23 protein-coding genes are annotated in these 21,593 nt (G+C 38.7%); 4 read left to right on the forward strand and 19 right to left on the reverse strand.

The window, feature by feature from the left end; translation table 11 throughout:
* The first annotated feature begins 250 nt into the window (after positions 1 to 250).
* A complete protein-coding gene (locus E2636_RS15015; protein ID WP_134210933.1) occupies positions 251 to 946 on the forward strand; it encodes a TraR/DksA C4-type zinc finger protein in 696 nt (231 codons plus the stop codon).
* 109 nt (positions 947 to 1,055) lie between these two features.
* Here the strand turns inward: E2636_RS15015 and E2636_RS15020 are convergent, their stop codons facing one another.
* The 9 genes from E2636_RS15020 to E2636_RS15060 all read right to left on the reverse strand — a co-directional run bounded on the left by E2636_RS15020 (position 1,056) and on the right by E2636_RS15060 (position 9,767).
* Positions 1,056 to 1,463, reverse strand: a complete 408-nt coding sequence (locus E2636_RS15020) for an organic hydroperoxide resistance protein (RefSeq protein ID WP_134210934.1) — start codon at positions 1,461 to 1,463, stop codon at positions 1,056 to 1,058.
* Between the two features lie 219 nt (positions 1,464 to 1,682).
* Positions 1,683 to 2,819, reverse strand: a complete 1,137-nt coding sequence (locus E2636_RS15025) for a glycerate kinase (RefSeq protein WP_134210935.1) — start codon at positions 2,817 to 2,819, stop codon at positions 1,683 to 1,685.
* Positions 2,820 to 3,431: 612 nt separating this feature from the next.
* On the reverse strand, positions 3,432 to 3,851 hold the full coding sequence (locus tag E2636_RS15030; RefSeq protein ID WP_134210936.1) for a universal stress protein: 420 nt from the start codon (positions 3,849 to 3,851) through the stop codon (positions 3,432 to 3,434).
* A gap of 272 nt (positions 3,852 to 4,123) precedes the next feature.
* Entirely contained in the window at positions 4,124 to 4,966 is an 843-nt protein-coding gene (locus tag E2636_RS15035) for a DegV family protein (RefSeq protein ID WP_134210937.1), read from the reverse strand.
* A gap of 328 nt (positions 4,967 to 5,294) precedes the next feature.
* A complete protein-coding gene (locus E2636_RS15040) occupies positions 5,295 to 5,939 on the reverse strand; it encodes an SDR family oxidoreductase (RefSeq protein ID WP_134210938.1) in 645 nt (214 codons plus the stop codon).
* A gap of 102 nt (positions 5,940 to 6,041) precedes the next feature.
* Entirely contained in the window at positions 6,042 to 6,224 is a 183-nt protein-coding gene (locus E2636_RS15045; RefSeq protein ID WP_017379635.1) for a hypothetical protein, read from the reverse strand.
* A gap of 296 nt (positions 6,225 to 6,520) precedes the next feature.
* Positions 6,521 to 7,420 (reverse strand): homoserine kinase, encoded by a 900-nt coding sequence (thrB, locus tag E2636_RS15050; protein ID WP_134210939.1) that lies wholly within the window; start codon positions 7,418 to 7,420, stop codon positions 6,521 to 6,523.
* On the reverse strand, positions 7,417 to 8,478 hold the full coding sequence (gene thrC / locus E2636_RS15055; protein WP_134210940.1) for a threonine synthase: 1,062 nt from the start codon (positions 8,476 to 8,478) through the stop codon (positions 7,417 to 7,419). Before thrC ends, thrB begins: the two co-directional genes overlap by 4 nt.
* Positions 8,475 to 9,767, reverse strand: coding sequence for a homoserine dehydrogenase (locus E2636_RS15060; protein WP_134210941.1), 1,293 nt, complete (start codon positions 9,765 to 9,767; stop codon positions 8,475 to 8,477). The genes thrC and E2636_RS15060 overlap by 4 nt, the downstream gene beginning before the upstream one ends.
* A gap of 125 nt (positions 9,768 to 9,892) precedes the next feature.
* On the opposite strand from E2636_RS15060, the gene E2636_RS15065 reads away from it, so the two are divergent.
* Positions 9,893 to 11,257: an aspartate kinase gene (locus tag E2636_RS15065; RefSeq protein WP_134210942.1), complete on the forward strand. Its 1,365-nt coding sequence runs from the start codon at positions 9,893 to 9,895 to the stop codon at positions 11,255 to 11,257.
* A gap of 673 nt (positions 11,258 to 11,930) precedes the next feature.
* Here the strand turns inward: E2636_RS15065 and E2636_RS15070 are convergent.
* The 5 genes from E2636_RS15070 to pxpB are packed head-to-tail and all read right to left on the reverse strand — an operon-like array spanning position 11,931 to position 16,416.
* Positions 11,931 to 12,707 carry a putative hydro-lyase gene (locus tag E2636_RS15070; protein WP_134210943.1) on the reverse strand — a complete coding sequence of 259 codons (777 nt, stop codon included), beginning with the start codon at positions 12,705 to 12,707 and terminating at the stop codon, positions 11,931 to 11,933.
* A 15-nt stretch (positions 12,708 to 12,722) separates the two neighbouring features.
* Positions 12,723 to 13,928 (reverse strand): NRAMP family divalent metal transporter, encoded by a 1,206-nt coding sequence (locus E2636_RS15075; protein ID WP_134210944.1) that lies wholly within the window; start codon positions 13,926 to 13,928, stop codon positions 12,723 to 12,725.
* Positions 13,929 to 13,947: 19 nt separating this feature from the next.
* Positions 13,948 to 14,718, reverse strand: a complete 771-nt coding sequence (locus E2636_RS15080; protein WP_134210945.1) for a LamB/YcsF family protein — start codon at positions 14,716 to 14,718, stop codon at positions 13,948 to 13,950.
* A gap of 2 nt (positions 14,719 to 14,720) precedes the next feature.
* The gene (locus E2636_RS15085) at positions 14,721 to 15,731 is read right to left on the reverse strand and encodes a 5-oxoprolinase subunit C family protein (RefSeq protein ID WP_134210946.1); all 1,011 of its coding nucleotides are present in this window, start codon (positions 15,729 to 15,731) and stop codon (positions 14,721 to 14,723) included.
* Complete coding sequence (gene pxpB / locus E2636_RS15090) at positions 15,718 to 16,416, reverse strand: 5-oxoprolinase subunit PxpB (protein ID WP_134210947.1); 699 nt, start codon at positions 16,414 to 16,416, stop codon at positions 15,718 to 15,720. The genes E2636_RS15085 and pxpB overlap by 14 nt, the downstream gene beginning before the upstream one ends.
* Before the next feature lie 297 nt (positions 16,417 to 16,713).
* On the opposite strand from pxpB, the gene E2636_RS19075 reads away from it, so the two are divergent.
* Positions 16,714 to 16,872 (forward strand): hypothetical protein, encoded by a 159-nt coding sequence (locus tag E2636_RS19075; RefSeq protein WP_166669541.1) that lies wholly within the window; start codon positions 16,714 to 16,716, stop codon positions 16,870 to 16,872.
* A 245-nt stretch (positions 16,873 to 17,117) separates the two neighbouring features.
* Here E2636_RS19075 and E2636_RS15095 read toward each other — a convergent pair whose 3' ends face one another.
* Positions 17,118 to 17,294, reverse strand: a complete 177-nt coding sequence (locus E2636_RS15095; protein ID WP_134210948.1) for a YfhE family protein — start codon at positions 17,292 to 17,294, stop codon at positions 17,118 to 17,120.
* 150 nt (positions 17,295 to 17,444) lie between these two features.
* Entirely contained in the window at positions 17,445 to 18,638 is a 1,194-nt protein-coding gene (locus E2636_RS15100) for an MFS transporter (RefSeq protein ID WP_134210949.1), read from the reverse strand.
* Between the two features lie 279 nt (positions 18,639 to 18,917).
* Between E2636_RS15100 and E2636_RS15105 the strand changes: the two genes are divergently transcribed.
* Complete coding sequence (locus E2636_RS15105; RefSeq protein WP_279587126.1) at positions 18,918 to 19,256, forward strand: winged helix-turn-helix transcriptional regulator; 339 nt, start codon at positions 18,918 to 18,920, stop codon at positions 19,254 to 19,256.
* A 34-nt stretch (positions 19,257 to 19,290) separates the two neighbouring features.
* Here the strand turns inward: E2636_RS15105 and E2636_RS19670 are convergent, their stop codons facing one another.
* From E2636_RS19670 to E2636_RS15120, 3 genes are all read right to left on the reverse strand, one after another.
* A complete protein-coding gene (locus E2636_RS19670) occupies positions 19,291 to 19,533 on the reverse strand; it encodes a C40 family peptidase (protein WP_134211826.1) in 243 nt (80 codons plus the stop codon).
* A gap of 378 nt (positions 19,534 to 19,911) precedes the next feature.
* The gene (locus E2636_RS15115; RefSeq protein ID WP_134210951.1) at positions 19,912 to 21,033 is read right to left on the reverse strand and encodes an NAD(P)/FAD-dependent oxidoreductase; all 1,122 of its coding nucleotides are present in this window, start codon (positions 21,031 to 21,033) and stop codon (positions 19,912 to 19,914) included.
* Between the two features lie 284 nt (positions 21,034 to 21,317).
* Positions 21,318 to 21,506 (reverse strand): aspartyl-phosphate phosphatase Spo0E family protein, encoded by a 189-nt coding sequence (locus tag E2636_RS15120; protein ID WP_134210952.1) that lies wholly within the window; start codon positions 21,504 to 21,506, stop codon positions 21,318 to 21,320.
* Positions 21,507 to 21,593: the final 87 nt, after the last annotated feature.

Genomic DNA, 21,593 nt, shown 5'->3' on the forward strand with positions numbered 1-21,593 from the left:
TATAAACAGATATTCCCCGATAGAATATTGGAACTTGTGCTTTTCAATTTTCCATGAAGATTGCTATTAATCACCCAGGCACCTGTTATTTTAATAACTTCAGTGCTGAAAACAGTAAGAACTGTGTTGAATTAGCCGCAATTAATGAAAAGAAAAATTTAGACAAAAAACTAAGAAATAATTTCTTACCAATAAATTTTTTTATCATGTTCTTTATTAATAAGTCTACCTTAAAACGCTCATACTATTATTGATTAAAAATAAAGGATGTGATCGTATTCTTACGGACAAACAAAAATCAGAGCTAAAGAAAGACCTGTTAGCCCAGAAAGTTCAGTTGGAGAATCATGAGGACAACCCTGTCACAGAGCAAGGTAATATTCGTGATACGACAGGTGAACTTTCAACAGCTGATAACCATCCTGCTGATTTAGGCACAGAGCTTTATGAACGTGAGAAAGATATGGCAATTAAGGTTCATGAGCATTCTGAATTAGATAAAGTGAATCATGCCCTTGAGGCTATGAAAAATGGAACGTATGGAGTTTGTGATGACTGCGGAGAAAGCATTCCTTATGAGCGCTTAGAAGCTCTTCCATATACGACCCGCTGTATTGAGCATGCGGAGAAAACTATTCCTCTAGATCGACCTTCTGAAGAACAAATTTTGATACCAGCAAACGATAACTCTTTTGCCGAACGTCATAAAAGTGACGGTGTCAGAGATTATGAGGACAGTTTTCAGGAAGTCGCCCAGTACGGTACATCTGAAACACCATCCGACCTTAAAGGTGATCATGCTGACTACAACGAATTATATGATGATGAGGACGAAGAAGGCATGGATGAAGAAGTGGATTCAATGCATATAATTACTCTCGGTGGAGACAATAAAGTAATATCCCTCTCTGAACAAGAAGAAGCCATTCGTAATGATTACTTATGAAGAAACTACTTATTAGAACCAACTCATAAGAAATAGCGACTGAAAAAATGACCCTACTCCTTAATAAGAAGTAGGGTCATTTATGTGTAATGTCTTCAAATAATAAGGACTACGCAATTCGACTTTCAACTTCTACAGTGACGTTATCTTTTGTTGCGCGTGAATATGGGCACACTTTATGTGCAGAATCCACAAGTTTTTGAGCGACTTCCATCTCCACATCACGGACAAGCACATCCAGTTTAACGGAAAGTGAATAGCCGTCATTGTCTTGATTTAGCGTAACATGAGCTGTGACTTCAGATCCACCGTGTTTAATTTTTTCTTGTTGTGCGACCAAATTTAATGCAGAATCGAAGCAAGCTGCATAGCCAGCTGCAAAAAGTTGCTCCGGATTTGTTGTCTCTTTTTTTACACCAGGCATAGCCAAGGGTATGTCTAGAACGCCATCCTCAGAACGAACGCGTCCTTCACGTCCCCCAATTGCGGTTACAGTAGACGTATATAGTTTTTTCATTTTTTTATTCCTCCTCAATCTTAGTGTGTTATTTCAAAAAAATTCAGAACACACTATAGACTATTCTTGCCCCTTTTAAGCTAACCTATCCATACATTTAATCCTGTATGTACTAAGACACAAGATAGGATATCTTTAATTGAAACTAGACTTCTCCCGCTTCTGAATCAGCTTATTCATTATGATAAAATGTTGGAGGAAGGAATGAAAATAACGTTCTTATTTCTTTAATTCTATATAAGATGAAATCAGTTGATGCGTTTGAATTTTTATATAATGAGCCGCATGTTCCATTGATTCTTTTTGTGAAACGACATCATTTACCACACTTTCAATCATGTCGAAATGTGGAGTCAAACACTTTTTACTTGATGGTGTTATGTAACCAGACAATAACATGACGGGAATCCCAAGTTCCCTTGCTACTTTCGCAACTCCATATGGTGCTTTTCCAGAAAGGGTTTGTTCGTCGGATCTACCTTCTCCTGTAATGATTAGATCAGCGTTTATTATGCGTTCACGAAACTCGACTGCCTCCATCATTACTTCAATCCCAGGTTTCATTATGTAAGGAAAAAAAGCTTGAATTGCGCCACCTAATCCTCCTGCCGCACCAGCACCTTGTCGATGATGAATCGATAGGCCACTTGTTTGTTCAATTACATCTGCAAATATTTTTAAATTGTGATCTAAGAGAGAAACCATCTTTTCAGTGGCGCCTTTTTGGGGACCAAATACAAATGAAGCACCATTGGGTCCAATAAATGGATTATTTACGTCACATGCAATGATAAACTCGGACTCTTTAATACGAGAATCAAAATCTACTACGTCGATGTATGCCAAATTGCTGAGCGCACTTCCACCCGTCTCAAGATCTTCACCTTTTTGAGATTGAAACTTCATGCCAAGAGCTTTCAGCATTCCCATGCCACCATCGTTAGTTGCGCTACCACCTATCCCAACAATAAACTTTCGAAAACCTGCATCTAACGCATGTTTTATTAACTCCCCAGTACCAAATGAAGTTGCTATAAGTGGATTTCTTTCTTCTGTATGTAAAAGGGTTATACCAGATGCTTTTGCCATTTCAATTACGCATGTTTCTTCATCACCTAAAACGCCGTATTCAGCAGATATTTTTCTTTCAAGAGGGTCATGTACAATGACTGACACAGTTCTTCCTTTTGTAGCACTGAGGAGACTTTCTAGTGTGCCTTCCCCCCCATCAGCTACTGGCAATATGAGTGTTTCAATAGACTGATCAAAAGCCCTAATTCCTGCTACCATTGCTTGTGCAACTTCAACTGCTGACAAGCTTCCCTTAAATGAGTCCGGACTAATAACGATTTTCACTTGATTTCCTCCTTTGTAAAGCTCTTACAAATAGTATAGTGATAATAATTGATAAATACATGTTTAAATTTTAACTCTAAATATTAAAAACCTTGGAACACACCTTGTACTTTTAAGAAAGTAATAGCTAATAAAAAATTCATCTACAGTATTGAAGCTACTGAAAATTAGTGATATTTTCTACACCGATCCGTAGAACTTTGACACTTATAATTTACTTAAAATTGCGATGATTTTTGATTCATGAGGAGTTTTTCAATGCCTCATGCATCAGCGAGATGGAGTATTAATTTTCATATTTTATCTATTCCAACTTGGACCGTTATTTTTCCAACTTAGCGTTCCAAACTTTCCAACTGAGCAACAGCTCACCTAAAAAATTCATTGAAAAACCTAGTAATATTATCAAACACCTGAAAAAGTAACGCTACTTTCTTCACTTCTCTAAAATATTCTACGCATTTTCTTAAATTTGAACTATTTTTAAATTCATAAGAAGTTTTTCAGTGGACTGACAGTATCGAGCTGGCTTCCGGTACGCTTTTCTTAAATAAATGAAAAAGAGTGATTCGCATTAAACACGAATCACTCTTTTTAACATTTTTATTCAGTTTATTTCACCATGAGAACTGGACAATCTGCGTGTTTAACCACTTTATGACTGACACTTCCTAGAACCATTTCTTGTAATGCATTTAAACCACGACTACCAATCACCAAGACTTCATATTGTTGTTTGTTAGCATACTCGACAATTGCTGGACCTGGTTCTCCACGAAGGATTTCCACTGAATAGCTGACTTTTTCTTGCTTTAGTAAGTCCTCAACAGGCATTAGTTTTTTTCTTCGTTTCATATCCAGTTCAAAAGAACTTCCACTATGAAGAACGTCACTCTTTGCATTCGCATAATCTGCAACCAATACGACTGTTATTATAGAGTTAGAGTTAAGAGAAGCTATTTTTATTGCTTCTTTTGTTGCGCGAATTGAGTGATCCGATCCATCTGCTGCCAATAAGATTTTTTGATACATCTTATATACACCCCTTTAAATGTTTAATGCGATGATAGCTTGGCGTCTTTATACTTATAAACAGCTAATTTATCAACGAGTTTCTTACTAGTTTCATTTTAACCTTTAAAGTTTTGATACTTTATTAGGGTTTTTATCATATTTTAACACTACTTTATCATTAGTGGCGACTCCTGAATTATTCCGTGCATAAGTATTTGAAAAACACACTGAAATATAATGAAGAAAAAGTCGTCATATCCTTGTATCAGGTTATAACGACTCTATATTACTTACTCACCTAGCCATGCTAACCCAACGGTTCCTCTACCTGCATGTGTGCCAGGTACTGGGCTCAATTCGGTAATATAAAATGCGATGTCTGGAAATTGTTTTTGAAGTATGCTTTTCCAGTGCGTTGCTTCTGTCAAATTATCAGCGTGAATAACAGTAACTTCACTTACATGATCAATTTCTGTTTCTAAATACTCTACCATTTTGGCGATTGCGCGTTTATGGCTGCGTACTTTATCTGATAGAATTGCTTTTCCTTTATCAAACTTAAGCACAACTTTCATATTTAAAAGTGTAGCAATAACTGTTTGAGTTCCTGTGACACGTCCACCTTTGTGAAGTTGTTCCAGGCTTCCTGGTGTTAAAAACAGACGTCCCTTTGCAGGTAGGGTCTTAATTACAGAGACAATTTCATCAAATGTTTTTCCTTGTTGTTCGAGAGCAACCGCCCGTTCCACCATTTTCCCTAATGGAAAAGAGCCAATTTGAGAGTCAAGTACAAAAGCATCTACGCCCGTTTCTTTAGCTGCTGAAATTGCACCACTGTATGCTCCTGTAAGTGACCCTGTTACGTGAATCGCAATTACGTGATCATAATTTTTCTTAATTTCTTTGAAAATTTCAATCATTTCGCCTGGAGATGGCTGCGATGTTTTCGGCAATTCTTTGACGGAGGCGAGCTTTTTGTAAAATGCTTCCGATTTAATATCGACATTTTCCCTGTAAGCGGTTTCGCCGAAGATAACGTATAGAGGAACAACATAAATATGATGTTGTTTAATAAATTCTGGTGATAGAGTTGCAGTTGAATCCGTAACCCATGCAATTTTTGACTGATTCATAAGTAGTGACTCCTTTTTTACATACATAAGTATTAGATTAAATTCAGTAAGCCCTTACTTCTATAGGTTTTAAAAGTATAGTAGTTTGCTGTTAGTCTATTAGTATGGGGAGGATATAGATTTTTGCCTAGGGGTATGTATCATAATAAGTGTATGACAGATGTCATGTTTGAGGAAATTGTCATCAAGTGTTCAAAAAGGGATACTAAGTTCTCCTGCAAAAGCTAAAGATTCTTTTAACATCACCTTTACTATTGAACAATTGTTAACCCTTACCAAATAGAAAAACTCCAAGTCACGTTTAGCCATGACTTGGAGTTTTGTTCTATTATAAATTTTCTAGTGCTTCTTCAATGCCTGTTTCCCCACTAATAAGGTCAAATGATTTCTTAACGGTATGTTGTGAGTTCAATGAAGCAAAAATTGTTTTTGCAACATCCTCACGAGCAATAGAGCCTCTTTCAAGGTTTTCTGAAGCCGATACCTTACCTGTACTTGGTTCATTTAAAAGGCCACCTGGACGAATAATGGTGTAGTCCAAACTACTTTGTTCCACCATTTTATCTGCATAGTGTTTTGCCACGTAATACGGAACCATCTCTTGATTCCAGTTTTCACGCTTGTTAGCTTGAAGTGCACTGACAAGTACAAATCGAGTGATGCCTGCTTGTTCAGCAGCCTCTACAGTTTTAGCTGCTCCATCTAAATCAATTAGCAAAGTCTTGTCTAAACCTGTATGCCCGCCGGAACCTGCAGTAAAGACTATCGCGTCACACCCTTTTGCTGCATCAGCGATGTCTTGCACACTACCTTCCAAACTTGCAACTGCAGCATCAACGCCTTGTTTTCCTAACTCGTCTGCCTGCTCTTGCTTTCGGACCATTGCACGCACTGTATGTTGTTCACTATTTTGTATAAGGTTGATAAGATGTTTTCCAATTTGTCCAGTTGCCCCTACTACGAATACTTTCATATGCTCGAGCTCCTTTTGATCTGAATTGAAATAATCCCATCAACTTAATGGAAATCCATTCCTGCAAAAAGTCTAACATACCTGCTGCATACAATTAAGCAATTACCCTTTAAAGAGTTCTTGGTATAGTCCTTGAAACTTTCCTTCTACTACTTCGGAATGGTACATCGCTTTTAATGCTAACGTTTTTTCAAGCTCGTGTTCAGTCATGATAGACTTTAAGCGTATTTTTAACTCTTCGTTCTCTTTTACAAGTTGCATCATTTTTGATTTGACAAATTTCATGCGAAAACCTCCTTTTATTGAAAAGTAATTTTTATATTCAAACCTTATTGTTTATTTTATCCAAATTGTCACTTAAGGAGACAAATTGAGTAGAACAAGTAGATAGTAGAAAAGCAGCACTTTAAAAAATTTCAAACATACCCTCTAATGATAATTTTAACATAAAAAAGTACCACTTAGTCGAATTCTTACCGACCAAGGGTACATAGTTGTTTTTATTAACTGCGATGATATTACTGTAAAATATCCTTCGTACATTTAATATTCACTACCAAGTTAACGTGGAAGCTATTCCTCTATATTTCACAAGAAACTATTCCTACTGATGAAGGTTTCGTTACGAGACATTCGTAATGGGGGAATTTGTCTCTCAATTTAATGCTAATTTCTTCTTCATTCCCTTTTTTAACAGCTATGAAAAGCGATGGTCCTGCTCCGCTTATGGCGCAATTGTATGCCCCCAACACCTTACATGTATGGCGAATTGCTTCGAAATCAGGAAACCTATTTTTACGGAAAGGTTCATGGAATGTATCTTTTTCCATCATACGTCCAGCAGTTTCCCAATCACCACAAGATAGTGCAGCTGATAACACGTTACCTGCACCACTCCCACGCGTAGCAACACTATGTTCGAGTAATTCGGGCAGCAACCCTCTTGACTCCGTTGTGAGAAATTCTTCAGACGGCACCAGTATCACGACTCCGATTTTCACTTCAGGTACATGAATTACATCCAGATCTACTCCGTCATCATACGAAATCGTCAAGCCGCCGAAAAAAGACGCCGAAACATTATCAGGATGACCTTCCATTTCACTGCCAATTTTCACTTTTTCTTTTATTGTCAATTCCAATCCAAGCAAACGGTCTGCAATTTCGATACCTCCGGCGATGGCTGATGCGCTACTACCGAGTCCTCTACCGAGGGGGATATCTGTTACCACATAAAGTTTAGCAGCAGGGAGCTGACGATTAAACTTGTCAGCAACCACTTGGGCAGTTGACACGATCAAATTATCGGAGCCACTGGATAAATGCTGATATCCTGCATTTTCATATTCGACTGTCCACTCTGATGCGGGCGATACATTGATTAACAAATGAAGGTCAAGTGCCAATCCTATCGAATCAAACCCAGGTCCGAGATTCGCAGTTGATGCAGGCACTGTTACCGAAAATGCTCTCCAGCTCATGCCTTCACACCTTTCTTCAAGTCCTCCCAAAAGCGCTCCATATCTTCCGGCACGAGAAGTGCTTTATGTTGATTAACTGAAATAGCTGTTTCTGGATCTTTCAATCCATTTCCTGTCAATATAGCGACAACTGTAGAACCTTTTTCAAGCATGCCGTTCTCCACTTGCTTTTTAATACCTGCGATTGATGCACATGATGCAGGTTCTGCAAAGATACCTTCTGTTGAAGCTAACATTTGATAGGATTCTAGAATTTCTTCGTCCGTCACAGCCAAGATTGTACCGTTTGATTCGTCTAGTGCTGTCAGTGCGAGATTCCAACTGGCCGGATTGCCGATTCGGATAGCTGTTGCAATTGTTTCAGGGTTTTCGACGACCTGATTATTGACAATTGGAGCAGCTCCTGCCGCCTGCACACCAAGCAATGAAGGACGTTTCCCCCCTTTTTTGGCTGCGTACTCGCTAAAACCTTTCCAAGAAGCTGAAATATTTCCAGCGTTTCCAACTGGCAAAGCTAGAATATCTGGTACTTTACCCAACTGATCGATGATTTCGAAAGCGATTGTTTTTTGACCTTCTATACGATATGGATTGACGGAATTTACAAGAGCGATGCCATCTTCCTGACCCACTTCTCTTACCATGTTAAGCGCTTCGTCAAAGTTTCCTTTAATCGCTAGAATTTCTGCTCCATACATTTTTGCCTGAGCAAGTTTTCCGAGTGCGATGCGACCTTCTGGAATGACCACAATCGTTCTCATGCCAGCTCTTGCTCCGTAAGCTGCAGCCGATGCGGAAGTATTGCCAGTTGAAGCACAAAGAAGAACCGTTTTCCCTTCTTCTTTTGCTTTTGCAACTGCCATAACCATTCCTCTGTCTTTAAAAGAACCAGTTGGGTTTGCGCCCTCCAATTTCACATGAAGATTGATTCCCCATTGTTCAGATAATTTACCTAAATGAACCATAGGAGTATTACCTTCTTGCAAAGTCAAAGAAGGTGTATTGTCCGTCACTGGAAGCCATTCTTTATATTGTTCAATTAATCCTGGCCAATTCATACTGATTCCTCCCCTTCAATACGATAATGGCTGATAACACTTGCAGTATCTTCTAAATTTTCAATAATATCCAAATGTTGCTGTCTAGAAATTTTATGTGTTAATAGAATAATTTCTGCCATACCGTCATTTTTAGCCGGATGCTGCATGACCGATTGAAGGCTTGCCATATGATTACTATAAATTGACGTCAGTTTTGACAGCATACCCACTTCATCTTTTACGAGCAAACGGTGAAAATATTTTGAATATCGTCGGTTATCGGATTTCATTACTCGCTCATGCTGAGCTGCGTGCACTCGTTTACCGTTTACTTCAAGCAGTAGATTTCGGCAAGCAGCGATAATGTCCGACACAACTGAAGTGGCAGTAGGTAGCGACCCTGCACCTGGTCCGTATAGCATTGTTTCTCCAACTGCATCTCCATAAATATATACGGCGTTAAATTCATTGTTGACCGAAGCAAGAAGATGGGAATTAGCCAAGAATACTGGCTCCACCGTCACTTCAATACCGTCCTCATCTTTTTTAGATGAGCCAACCATTTTGATTGTATAGCCAAAGCCTTCTGCGAGCTCCAAATCCCCTGCCTGAATGTCTTTCATCCCTCTAACCAAGACGTCATCAAGATGCACTTCCGTCGAAAATGCCAGTGACGATAAAATGACCATTTTCCGAGCAGCATCTAAACCATCTACATCTGCTGATGGATCCGATTCTGCATATCCTAATAGTGTTGCTTCCGCCAAAGCAGTTTCATAGCTCATATTTTCTTGTTTCATTTTCGTTAAAATATAGTTTGTCGTGCCGTTAACAATCCCCATTAGACTAGAAATCCTGTCTGATGCAAGTCCGTCTTCTAGTGTTCGGATAATCGGTATGCCTCCAGCAACGCTGGCTTCGTAAAACAAATCACATTTTTCAAGATCAGCCAACTTTAATAGCTCGTGACCGTGTTCAGCCATCACATCTTTATTAGCTGTAACTACTTGCTTTCCTGAACGAAGTGCACTTTCAATTGCATGCTTAGCACCTTCGATTCCGCCCATCACTTCCACAATGATATCAATAGAAGGATCGTCTAATATGTCCCAGACATCCGTTGTAAATACATTTGGATCTAAAGAGGAGAGTCTTGCTTTATTTTTATCTTTAATTAGTACCTTTTTAATGGAAACTTGGACTCCCAATTTATAAGTCAAGTCCTGCTGGTGTTGCTGTAAAATAGTTGCAACTCCGTTTCCAACTGTTCCAAGGCCTAATAAGCCGATAGAAATTTCATTTTTCATTGACAATTCCTCCCATGATTTGTACACTGTAAAAAAACATTTGTTTTTCTCATAAAGACATTATAGTATTATATAATAATTAAAACAACCTTTTACCAATTAATATAGAGATGGGACTTGATAGAATGAAAGTGTGTAAATTCGGCGGAACATCTGTAGCAAGTGCACAACAAATCAAAAAAGTGGCGGCCATTGTAAGAGCAGATCCATCACGAAGAATTGTAGTAGTCTCAGCACCTGGCAAACGCTTTGAAGATGATGTAAAAGTGACTGATTTGCTTATCAACCTCTCGCACGCAGCACTGCGCGGTGAAAATGTCGAAGAACAATTCAATAAAGTGATTGATCGCTATGACAATATTGCAAATGGTCTAGGACTTGGATGCGAAATTCAAGATATTATTAAATTGGATCTTTACAATCGTCTCGCATCAGATAAAGAAAATCCTAGGATATTTTTAGACCAATTACAAGCTAGCGGTGAAGATAATTTGGCAAAGCTTGTTGCTGCTTATTTTAATACGGTCGGCCTACATGCGGAATACGTAAGCCCAAAAGAAGCTGGGTTGCTCGTTAACGACTTACCGCAACGCGCACAAGCACTTCCAGAAGCCTACAATAGACTGTCGACTTTAAAAGATAAAGACACAATTACTGTCTTCCCTGGATTTTTTGGTTATACAGAAGAAGGCGTGCTGCGTACATTTGAGCGCGGAGGTTCAGATATTACTGGCTCGATTTTGGCAGCTGCTGTAAAAGCCGAACTGTATGAAAACTTCACTGACGTCGATTGTGTGTTCGTTGCTAATCCAAGAATTATTGATAGCCCTGTGGAAATAGACAAAATGACGTACCGTGAAATGCGGGAGTTGTCGTATGCAGGTTTCTCAGTCCTTCATGATGAAGCCCTGATGCCAGCATTTAAAGAGTCAGTTCCTGTTTGCATAAAAAATACAAATAACCCCTTAGCTCCTGGCACAATGATTGTAGCGGAAAGAGAGAGTTCCTTCCGACCAGTTACCGGTATATCAGCCGATAGCGGATTTTCAACGCTTTTTGTCAGTAAATATTTAATGAATCGTGAAATCGGATTTGGCCGCAAACTACTACAAATTCTTGAAGACGAAGAGATTTCCTATGAGCATACTCCCTCTGGAATAGATAATCTATCCGTCATTTTGCGCAGCCATCAGTTAACACCCGATAAAGAAGCTCGTATTGTCGATCGTGTTAAAACTGAATTACAGGCGGACGAAGTCAATTTTCGCAGCAACTTCTCTATGGTCGTAATCGTTGGAGAAGGGATGAGAAACTCAACTGGCTTGGCCGCAAGAGCTACCACTGCCATTTCACGAACTGGAGCTAATATTGAAATGATTAATCAAGGTTCATCAGAAGTTAGCCTTGTATTCGGTGTCCTTAAACAAGATGAAACGAAGATACTAAAAGAGCTGTATAAAGAGTTTTTCTCTCCTGTTTTGGTTGTGTGAAAGAGAAGTTTATAGTGAGTTTGAGCTAACCTCGAATAAGAGATTACCACTGTATCGATTCAGGTTTCCGGGTCGCTATGAACGGCCATCTGCTGCATCATAACCTAAAGAGTACAAAGAATGGTGATGTGACCTTGTCACATACCATTCTTCTTTTTTAAAGGCAATGTTGCTGCGGGTGTACGTCCTTCTCTCCCCTTCAACCTTAACGTTTACAGATCTTTGATTTTGGTTTACTAGTGAATGGACACTTATTGCTTAGAAAGGAAGCCGCCGAAGATACAATTTCGGCGGCTTGTTTCTAATTTTACAGTATTTATTTCTGCGTTATTTGAAAGAAGGGTTTCTCGGACTATTAAAGAAAGAATTCATAAACGTCGGTATAAGTAGACAATTTCGTTGAAAACCCCACAATGTATTTACATTATTATCGTCAAAATACATTCCAAAATTTTACTATTACAACGTGAATCATGATATTTACAACTTAGATGCCTTTTTTTACAACGTCATCCTCCATTTTTACAACGTGACAGCCAATAATTACAACTGAGCCCTCGCTCAGTCTGCTATACATAGCATTTCAAAACCATGTTTAGAAAAAAAGTCCACTCAGTCGAATTCTTACTGAGCGGTCCTTCCAAATTAGTTAACATATAGATACTATACCAAATTAAATTACACTAACATGTTCACTTTTTAAATCAGTTATAAACATATGACCTGGTGCATGAGTAATCATTAATGCTGGTTTCATATGCATGGCGATGGCTTGGGGCGTAACACCACATGCCCAAAATACAGGTACTTCACCTTCGTTGATTGTAACGGCATCTCCAAAATCAGGTTGATTAATATTTGTAATGCCGATCGATTGCGGATTGCCAATATGAATCGGCGCTCCGTGAACGGAAGGGAATCGACTTGTTACTTGAACAGCTCGGATGACGTCTTTCTCTTTCATGGGACGCATGCTGACAACCGTTGGTCCAGAGAATTTTCCTGCTGGCATTGCTTCAATCGATGTTTTATACATCGGCACATTGACGCCTTCTTCGTTATGTCTCATAGGGATACCATTTTTTATTAGCGCTTCCTCGAATGTAAAGCTACAGCCAATAAGAAACCCCACCATATCGTCAGTCCAATACTCTTTAATATCCGTTGGTTCGTCTACAACTTCCCCATTTTTATAGACACGGTATTTTGGCAAGTCTGTACGTAAATCAGCATTTGGTGCAGACAGATGCGGTACATAGGAACCAACATCTGTCACATCAATAACTGGACAAGATTTCGGATTTCGTTGACAGAACAATAGAAAATCAAATGCTAAATTCTTTGGTAAAATGACTAAATTTGCTTGAATATAATCTTCACACAAACCAGAAGTAGGCAAAGTAAACTCACCACTGCGCATCTTCCCTCTTACTTCAAAAGGTGTTGTCATTTGCAGAACTCCTTTTTATACAAATAGTTTAGGAATTTCATTGATTAATGTGTAACCACTCATCCAAGCCATGGCAATGACAATTATCACTCCGAAAATAGTCATCCACAATGGATGTTTATAGTCTCCAACAATTTTTGTTTTGTAAGCCGCAATCAACATAACCCCTAACGCAATTGGTAAAATCATACCATTTACCGATCCAACGAATATAAGAATACTGACTGGACGACCAACAAAGACAAAGACTATCGTTGAGATAGCAATAAATCCAATGATAATTTTTTGATGATGTTTCTCTAACCATGGATGGAATGTACGAATAAAGGAAACAGACGTGTATGCTGCGCCAACTACCGAAGTAACAGCGGCAGCCCACATGACAACTCCGAAAATCTTATACCCAAAATTACCAGCTGCTAATTGGAAAACAGATGCTGGTGGGTTTGAAGGATCTAGCCTAAAACCTTGAGAAACCACACCCAACACGGCAAGGAACAGGAAAATGCGCATGATGGAAGCTATCCCTATTGCAAATATTGAACCACGTGTCACTTCAGGTAATGCTTCTTTTCCTTTTATTCCTGCATCAATTAAACGGTGACCACCTGCAAATGTAATATATCCTCCAACGGTTCCACCTACCAACGTAACAATTGCCAAAATATTAATATTATCCGGAACAAAGGTCTTTACAACGGCTTCCCCAACTGGAGGCGCTGCCGTAAACATTACGTAAATCGTTAATCCAATCATAAGGAAACCTAATACTTGTGCGAATTTGTCCATCGCTTTGCCCGCTTCACGTACCATAAAAATACCAATCGCGAGAATACCACTAAGAATCGCTCCTAATTCTGGCGAAATTCCAAATAATACATTTGTTCCGAGTCCAGCCCCTGCGATATTTCCGATGTTAAAGGCAAGACCACCCATAACAACTAAGAATGCGAGAAAATAACCAAGGCCGGGCAATAAATCATTCGCAATATCTTGTGCACGTTTTTCAGAAACGGCAATAATTCGCCAAATGTTCAGTTGAGCACCAATATCGATAATAATCGAAATCAGAATTACGAATCCAAAGCTTGCCAGAAGTTGCTCTGTAAAGACAGTTGTCTGTGTTAAAAATCCTGGTCCAATGGCTGATGTGGCCATTAAGAATGCTGCGCCGAGTAATACGCTGCGATTTGTATTTTTTAGTTTAGTTTCAGCTTTCATGAGTAACCTCCTTTGTAACTTATTTTAAATCCTGAATTTTTCGTACATCAATTTGAGAATTTTTTAATGTTTCTGAGATACGTCGAGCAAAATCAAGAGCATGTATCCCATCCCCATGAATACACACAGTGTCTGCTAAAATAGATACCTCAGCTCCAACTGTGCTTGTAACAACACCTTCTTTAATCATTCGTACGACTTGTTGAATGGCAGTATCGGTGTCTGTAATTAATGCATTCGCTTCTTTTCGACTTGTCAGTGTTCCATCCGTTTGATATGTACGATCCGAGAATACTTCATTCGCTGTACGTAAACCAATCTTCGTACCTGCTTTGATAATCTCACTGCCCGATAAACCAAATAGTACTAACTCAGGATTCACCGCATACACTGCTTCGGCGATTGCTTCGGATAAAGCCGCATCTGTAGCCGCCATGTTAAAGAGTGCACCGTGTGGCTTGACGTGTTGCATCACGCCACCTTCAGCTTTTACAAACCCGTACAATGCCCCGATTTGATACACCACGAGTTCATACGCCTCTTGTGGAGAGACGAGTAAATTTCTTCTTCCGAAGCCTGTTAAATCTTGAAATCCTGGATGTGCACCAATCCCAACGCCTTTTTCCAAAGCGAGTTTGACCGTTTTGCGCATTGTTGCGGGATCGCCAGCATGAAAACCACAAGCAATATTTGCAGACGTTACAAAATCTAAAATTTCTTCATCATTTCCCATTTTATACGTGCCGAAGCTCTCGCCCATGTCACAATTCAAATCAACTCGATATTTCATGTTCACTTGCACTCCTTTAATTTCAGCGCGATTGATTGGGTTAATTTCGCGATTAGTATTCGTTCCTCTATCAGTGCCTGTTGCGCTTCTTCAAGTGAAATTTTTTCAAAGCGAATGTATTCTCCAGGTTTTAATTGACTTACTTTTGGCAAATCAATTGTTGCTACTTGTCCAATTTTTGGATAGCCGCCTGTCGTTTGTCTGTCTGCCATTAATATAATGGGTTGCCCATCAGGTGGAACTTGAATCGAACCAAAAGACACTGCTTCAGATATCAATTCTTTGGGTTCTATTAAAGTAAGTTCCGGTCCTTTCAAGCGATACCCCATCCGATCAGAATCTGAAGAAATTTGAAAAGCTTGATTCAAGAAAGCATCTCTACTTTTTCCATCGAATAAATGTTCTTGTCTTCCATCCATTACTCTCACAGTCGCTTCGGATTTATAGATTGGAATGGCTTGAGCCATTAAAGTCCAGTCCACTTGAATAAAGGAAGATTTATTCGCTCTTTTAGATAAACTCTCCATACAACCTTTTATTAACTCTGAAGCTTCACCAATAGGAATAACGTCGCCTTTTTTTAGAGATCGTCCATTAAATCCACCAATTCCAGCTCGCAAGTAAGTAGATCCACTGCCCATGACTTCAGACACAGCAATTCCACCAGCAACTGCTAAATAGGTACGACACCCTGTAACAGGCTTTCCGAAAGATAGCTTGCATCCTTTTTTCGCAAAAATAGGACGCCACATTTTTATAGGTATTCCATCTATTGCAGGTGACAAATCCGCACCCGTCAGCGCAAATAAACAATCAGCGTGAAACGTCTTATGCGATCCCAGTAACGTAATTTCAATCGTGGGCTCAGTTTCTTGATTGCCCACTAAAATGTTCGCAAGACGATGTGCATATGGATCCATTACGCCACTTGCAATTACTCCATATTTTTGAAAACCTCTTCTTCCAAGATCTTGTACAGTCGTTTGTAACCCATCTTTATCAAACTGTAGCATGGGTTGTCCCCTCCCATTTGTCATACTCTTCCTTAGAAATCGGCTTAAAGACAATCTGATCTCCCGCTTGTAATAAACTTGGTATCTTTTCATTTGGGAGAAAAAGTTCCATTGCCGTTCGACCAATCAATTGCCAGCCACCTGGCGTTTCAATTGGATAGACACCAGTCTGCATGCCCGCAATACCAACTGACCGTGCAGGAATCCGAAGCCTAGGAGTCGCTCTACGAGGAGCTGCAATCTTTTCAGACATTCCACTAATAAACGGAAACCCTGGCGCAAAGCCAATCATATTCACTTCATAAGTACCTGTAGAATGAATCTCAATCACTTCATCAACAGTTAACTGATTATGTGACGCCACATATTCAAGATCTGGCCCATGCTCCCCACCATAACAAACCGGAATTTCAATGGTGCGTGGTTGTATTAAATCTACATGTTTAATCCCGACTATATATTTAGTTAATAGGTTCTTCATATCTTCATATTGACATTCAGCACTAACTTTATAAAAAACAGTGACTGTGGTAAATGCAGGAATCACTTCAACTACCGAGTCAATCGTAGTTTCTTCTATTAGTTTAGTAATTGCTCGCACTAAGTTGGTTGCCTCTTTCGTAATCTCTTGCCCAACCTCAATTACAATTGCCTCATCACCAAGTGGTGAATATGTTATCCTCATCATCACACTTCCAAACATTTTCTGAATTATAGCGTAATTATAAAGAAGAAACTACGGGGATACAACCGTTTTAATAAATATGCAACAATCGGATTGAAAATTCATTGGACTTCATACTAAAATTAGTTACTAATAGGACTACTAGACTAAGCTTTACTTATAATATGTGGGGTTTTTATCTCATTTCAAATATCGCTTACACTGCATATAAATTTAATTCTTTCTAATAAAATCGACTAATTTTTAATATTTGGGACACTATACAAATGTGACATATAAAATTGGAGGCGTTTTAAAATGAACCGAAATACTATGGCAATGGCAGCACTTGGACTTGGCGCAGCTTTTCTAATGCGTAATAAAGATTCTCGCAATAAACTTAAAGGACAATTAAGCGGACTAACAAAAAATGGTGCAGGCAAAAGCATGATGGATCCAAACAACATGCCTCTTTAAGTACAACTCACCCAGAAATTTATTTATGGAGATGATAAAAGAGGCAACTCCCAAAGTTGGGTTTGCCTCTTTCCTGTTTTTAAATATTTACGTGAACTTTTTTGATTTAATCCTGTTCGGAAGTTATTTATTCCGGTTCGCAGTCGCTTTATTCCAGTTCAAGCTGTGTTTATTCCTGTAAAACTAGAGTTTAATCCTGTTCGCCCATATATTAACAGAAATTTACCTAGAAGTGAAATGATTTCTTAGTTCTGATATTTATCATGGTCTTTCTTGTCTTTCTTTTTGATGCCTTTTACTCCTTCGAGTCCTAATGCTTTATCTGCTTCGTTAAATTCTTCGTTGTATAATACTTCTTGTGCATCGGTCAACCCATTATTCTCTTCAGACATTTGTTGATGTGGCGGTTTTCTTTCACTCATTTTAGAATTCTCCTCTCATGATTTACTAATGAATATAACTAAGCATTCCCTTGTCATTAACACTTTACTCTAAAAGAAATAACACTTTTATTTCCAACAAAAGTTCACCATTTTAAAATTGAGTATAGAATTTTTTAAGTCGTATTCCGCTCACTTTCGTTCGAGACGCAATAACAGAGCCGTTAAAAGAACTGCACCAATAACCATGATGCCTCCAACCCAAGGTGTATGAACTAATCCAATTGAATTAATAACCATTCCTCCAATAATCGATCCCATTGCAATTCCAATATTAAATGCTGCAATGTTTAATGCAGAGGCTACATCAACTGCGCTAGGAACATATTTTTCTGCAAGTTGAACGACATTAAGTTGGAGACCTGGGACATTCATAAACGCCACTAGACCCATTAAGATAACGGCAATTAACCCAGCAACTTTAAAGGGAATCATAAACGTCATAACAATCAAAATGACTGCATGCAGGATGAACATCCAAAATAGTGCTCTCGCTGGATTATGATTAGCAAGACGACCACCGACAGCATTTCCAATTGCTACGGCAATTCCATAAACAAGGAGGACCATGCTAATTAATTTTGCGTCTAGTTTAATTAGGTCTTCAAGAATTGGCGTTAAGTAAGTAAATGCAACAAATGTTCCGCCGTAGCCGAGTGCAGTAATTGCAAATCCCAGTAAGAGTCTTCCATTAGTCACTAGTCGGAAAATGTCACTAAATTTAGCAGGTGGAGATTGTTGTAAGTTTTTAGGAATTAATAAAGTGATCGCTGCTATTGCTACAATACCAAGCAGTGCAACAGCCCAGAACGTTGCACGCCATCCAAATGCTTGTCCTATGAAAGTACCTAATGGAACACCAGTAACTGTTGCAACAGTTAACCCTGTAAACATTAAAGCAATGGCACTCGCTTTTTTATGAGCAGGCACTAATTGCACAGCAATTGTAGCGCCAATGGCAAAGAATACACCATGTGAGAATGCGGTAATAAACCGAGCGATCATTAACAACTCAAACGAAGTGGACATAGCTGCAACTATATTTCCTACAATAAATACAGCCATCAAAACGATTAACAGTGTCTTTCTAGTCATTCTATTGGTAAGTGCCGTTAATATGGGTGCACCCACAGCAACACCTATTGCATATCCAGAAATCAATAAACCCGCTAATGTAATGCCAATATCAAAGTCCTGTGCAATCGTAGCTAATAAACCTATTGGAACAAATTCGGTTGTTCCAATTCCAAAGGCACTAATTGCGAGAGCCCATAAAGCTAATCTTCCTCTTTTCGCTGAGTCATCAGCTGTATGTGAATGATTCATTTATAATTCCTCCTCAGTTTTCCCTTTAAATAGTGTTCAAGAAATTCGGCAATTACTTTCGAGTATTCCTTGCAAATCTTATTATGCTCTCGACACCAAATAATGAACAGTACGTACTTTAAAGTAATGTAGGCACTTTTTAGTACCTATATCTATTTAAAAGAGGCAGATGTAAAGTGGTGTATGTTAACATACATTTAATTCGTTTTCCCGATATGTACAGGCACTAAAGATAGATAGAACCTTTTTCGCACTCATTGTAGTAAGAGAGGAGGAAACATTATGGCATACAATATTCCAGTAGAAGCAACACTAGATGTAATTGGCGGCAAATGGAAAGTGGTCATCATGTGTCATTTGATTAAAGAAGAAAGACGCACAAGTGAATTAAAAAAAATTATGCCGACTATTACACAGAAAATGCTTACCCAGCAGTTACGCGAACTCGAGCAAGATGGTGTTGTAAACCGTAAGATATTTGATCAAGTTCCACCGAAAGTCATTTATTCCTTGACTAAATATGGTTGGTCATTACGTCCGATTTTGGATGCCATGTGTGCTTGGGGAGAACATCATATTGAGACAGTTGAAGACGTAGAAAAGAACCGAGAAGTCTAATTCAGACTCTTCGGTTCTTTAAGTTGACTAACTATTAAATTACTCTTTGTGCCCACATGAATTTTTGTTGCGCCCATGGTCCCCAAACAGAAAAGATTTGTATACTTTTTGCAGTATTCAAATTGCTAATCCACTTGCCATTTCCCATATAAATACATACATGTGATATGGTCGTACCGTTGTTAGCAAAAAACATGAGATCTCCTTTTTTCATGTCATTAAATTTTATAGGCGTTCCTGTGTGCGCCTGCTCACCGCTTGTTCTTGGTAACTGAATGCCAAATTTCGCTTAAATATGCTTCGTCCAGCTGCTACAATCTGCCTTATACGGTGCAAGTTTAATGTCCGCTCCATACACATAAGCAGATAAGAATACCCGGTATTTCAAAACATATTTGTGTAGTATATTTTTTGATATGTACGATTAAAAATCTTATTCTACTCTCTTCTTTTTCGGCAGCACTTAAAATTCAATATTCTATGTATTGATCAATATGATTAAAAGTATAACATGGAAATTTTATAGTATTTTTGTTAATTATTCCCTATCAATCTCTAGTATATTAACGATAGCTATCACAGTGCTAACCAATACAAAAAAATTCAGCAGAATAAAACACTGCTGAATCCCTATTTCTATTTTGTGCTCTACTTTTTAGAATTGCGAGATGGCAGCTCCCACGTCGTAAAGTGACAAATCAATTGCAATGGCTTCACCAAGTGCGAACTTCGCTAGTTGAGTACCGAGAAACGGTCCCACTGTTAAACCTGAAGCTCCAAGTCCGTTTGCGAGGAGAAGTCCTTTGTATCCTGGCACCTCACCAATAATTGGTAGAAAATTGGGTGTGAATGGGCGAAAACCAACTCGCGTTTCAACAAACGTACTATCAGTTAAACCTGGTGCAACGGATAATGCTTTGTCTAAAACTTCATGTAGTCCACCTGCAGTGACACGTAAATCGAAATTTTTATTATCTTCATGTGTTGCACCAATGACTACTTGGCCATTATCAAAAGTAAGTATGTATTGATCATTTGGTGGCATTACTACCGGCCAATCACCCGTTTTCACATCTTCCAATCGAAGATGAACAATTTGTGCTTTTTGAGCAGTCAGTTGTATGTTTAGACCCAGTGGGGTTAACAGCTCATCCGCCCATGCTCCTGCCGTAACAATTACACAATCTGCAGCGTAACTCTCTTGATTGACACGAACTCCTGTTACAGTTTTATTGCTATGTTCAATTTCAGCTGATCCATAAACGAATGTAGCACCGTGCTTTTTTGCTGCATTAACTAGGGCTTGTCGAAGGGCTCTGCCATTTACCCTAGCAGCTCCACTAACATAGACTGAAGCGTATTTCTCTGATATCGGCGGAAATAATATAGAGGTTTCATCAGGTGTGATTTGACGCACGTAACCGATTTGAGGAGCATCTTGCCGCCTTGAAATGGCACGTTCTTCCATTTTAAGGAGTTTTCCTTTATCTGAATGGAGATTAATGCCCCCTACTTCCTTATACCCCGTATTCGTCTCTCCATCTTCTTCAAGTTGTCGAATCAGTGTTTCATAATAGGCGGCCCCACTTTTCGCAAGAGAATACCATGCTTGATTGCGCCTTTGAGAGAGCCATGGACAAATGATTCCTGCAGCTGCATCAGTTGCCTGTCCTACGTCTTGCCTGTCCACAACTAGAACGTTCGCTCCAGTTTTCGCTAAATAATATGCTGTTGATGCCCCTAGAATTCCAGCACCTATGACGATATATTGTTTCATGTATGCACCTTTTTTCAATTATATTTCCTACACCTATTCTACACATAACCATGCAGAGACTCAAAATGATGGTGATACATTCATGCACTCGAAGAAATACTTAAGGACAGCCATTGATTTAATATAGTATAAAGGGGTTCTTACATTCTTATGGAAAATTCTTTCCTTAGTGAATCCCATCTCTTCAATATCAGTTCAGAGGTGATTTATTAAGTGAATGAGGTAATCTAGAATAGTAGTAATAGTAGTTTCATATAATTATTTTCAAAAATGACCCTAAGAAATCATCCTGCCCGTTTAAACGAAAATATACCTTGGTACTTATTTAACAATTTATCCAGCTCTTGACTACACGCTACGACAAGAGTATGTGTATAACCTAATTCTTTTGCTTTGTTATACATGTCTTTCTTTTTTAGATTTATTTGTTTGAGTAGTAAATATTGTTTATAAACCGTTCTTGTTCGTGTCATTTTATAACCTCCCATTGATTTGGCAGCTTCTAGAGATGAAACAATATTTACATCAATAAAAATCCATATAAATAATAAAACTTCCTG

This window comes from Paenisporosarcina antarctica, from assembly GCF_004367585.1.
GTDB lineage: Bacteria > Bacillota > Bacilli > Bacillales_A > Planococcaceae > Paenisporosarcina > Paenisporosarcina antarctica.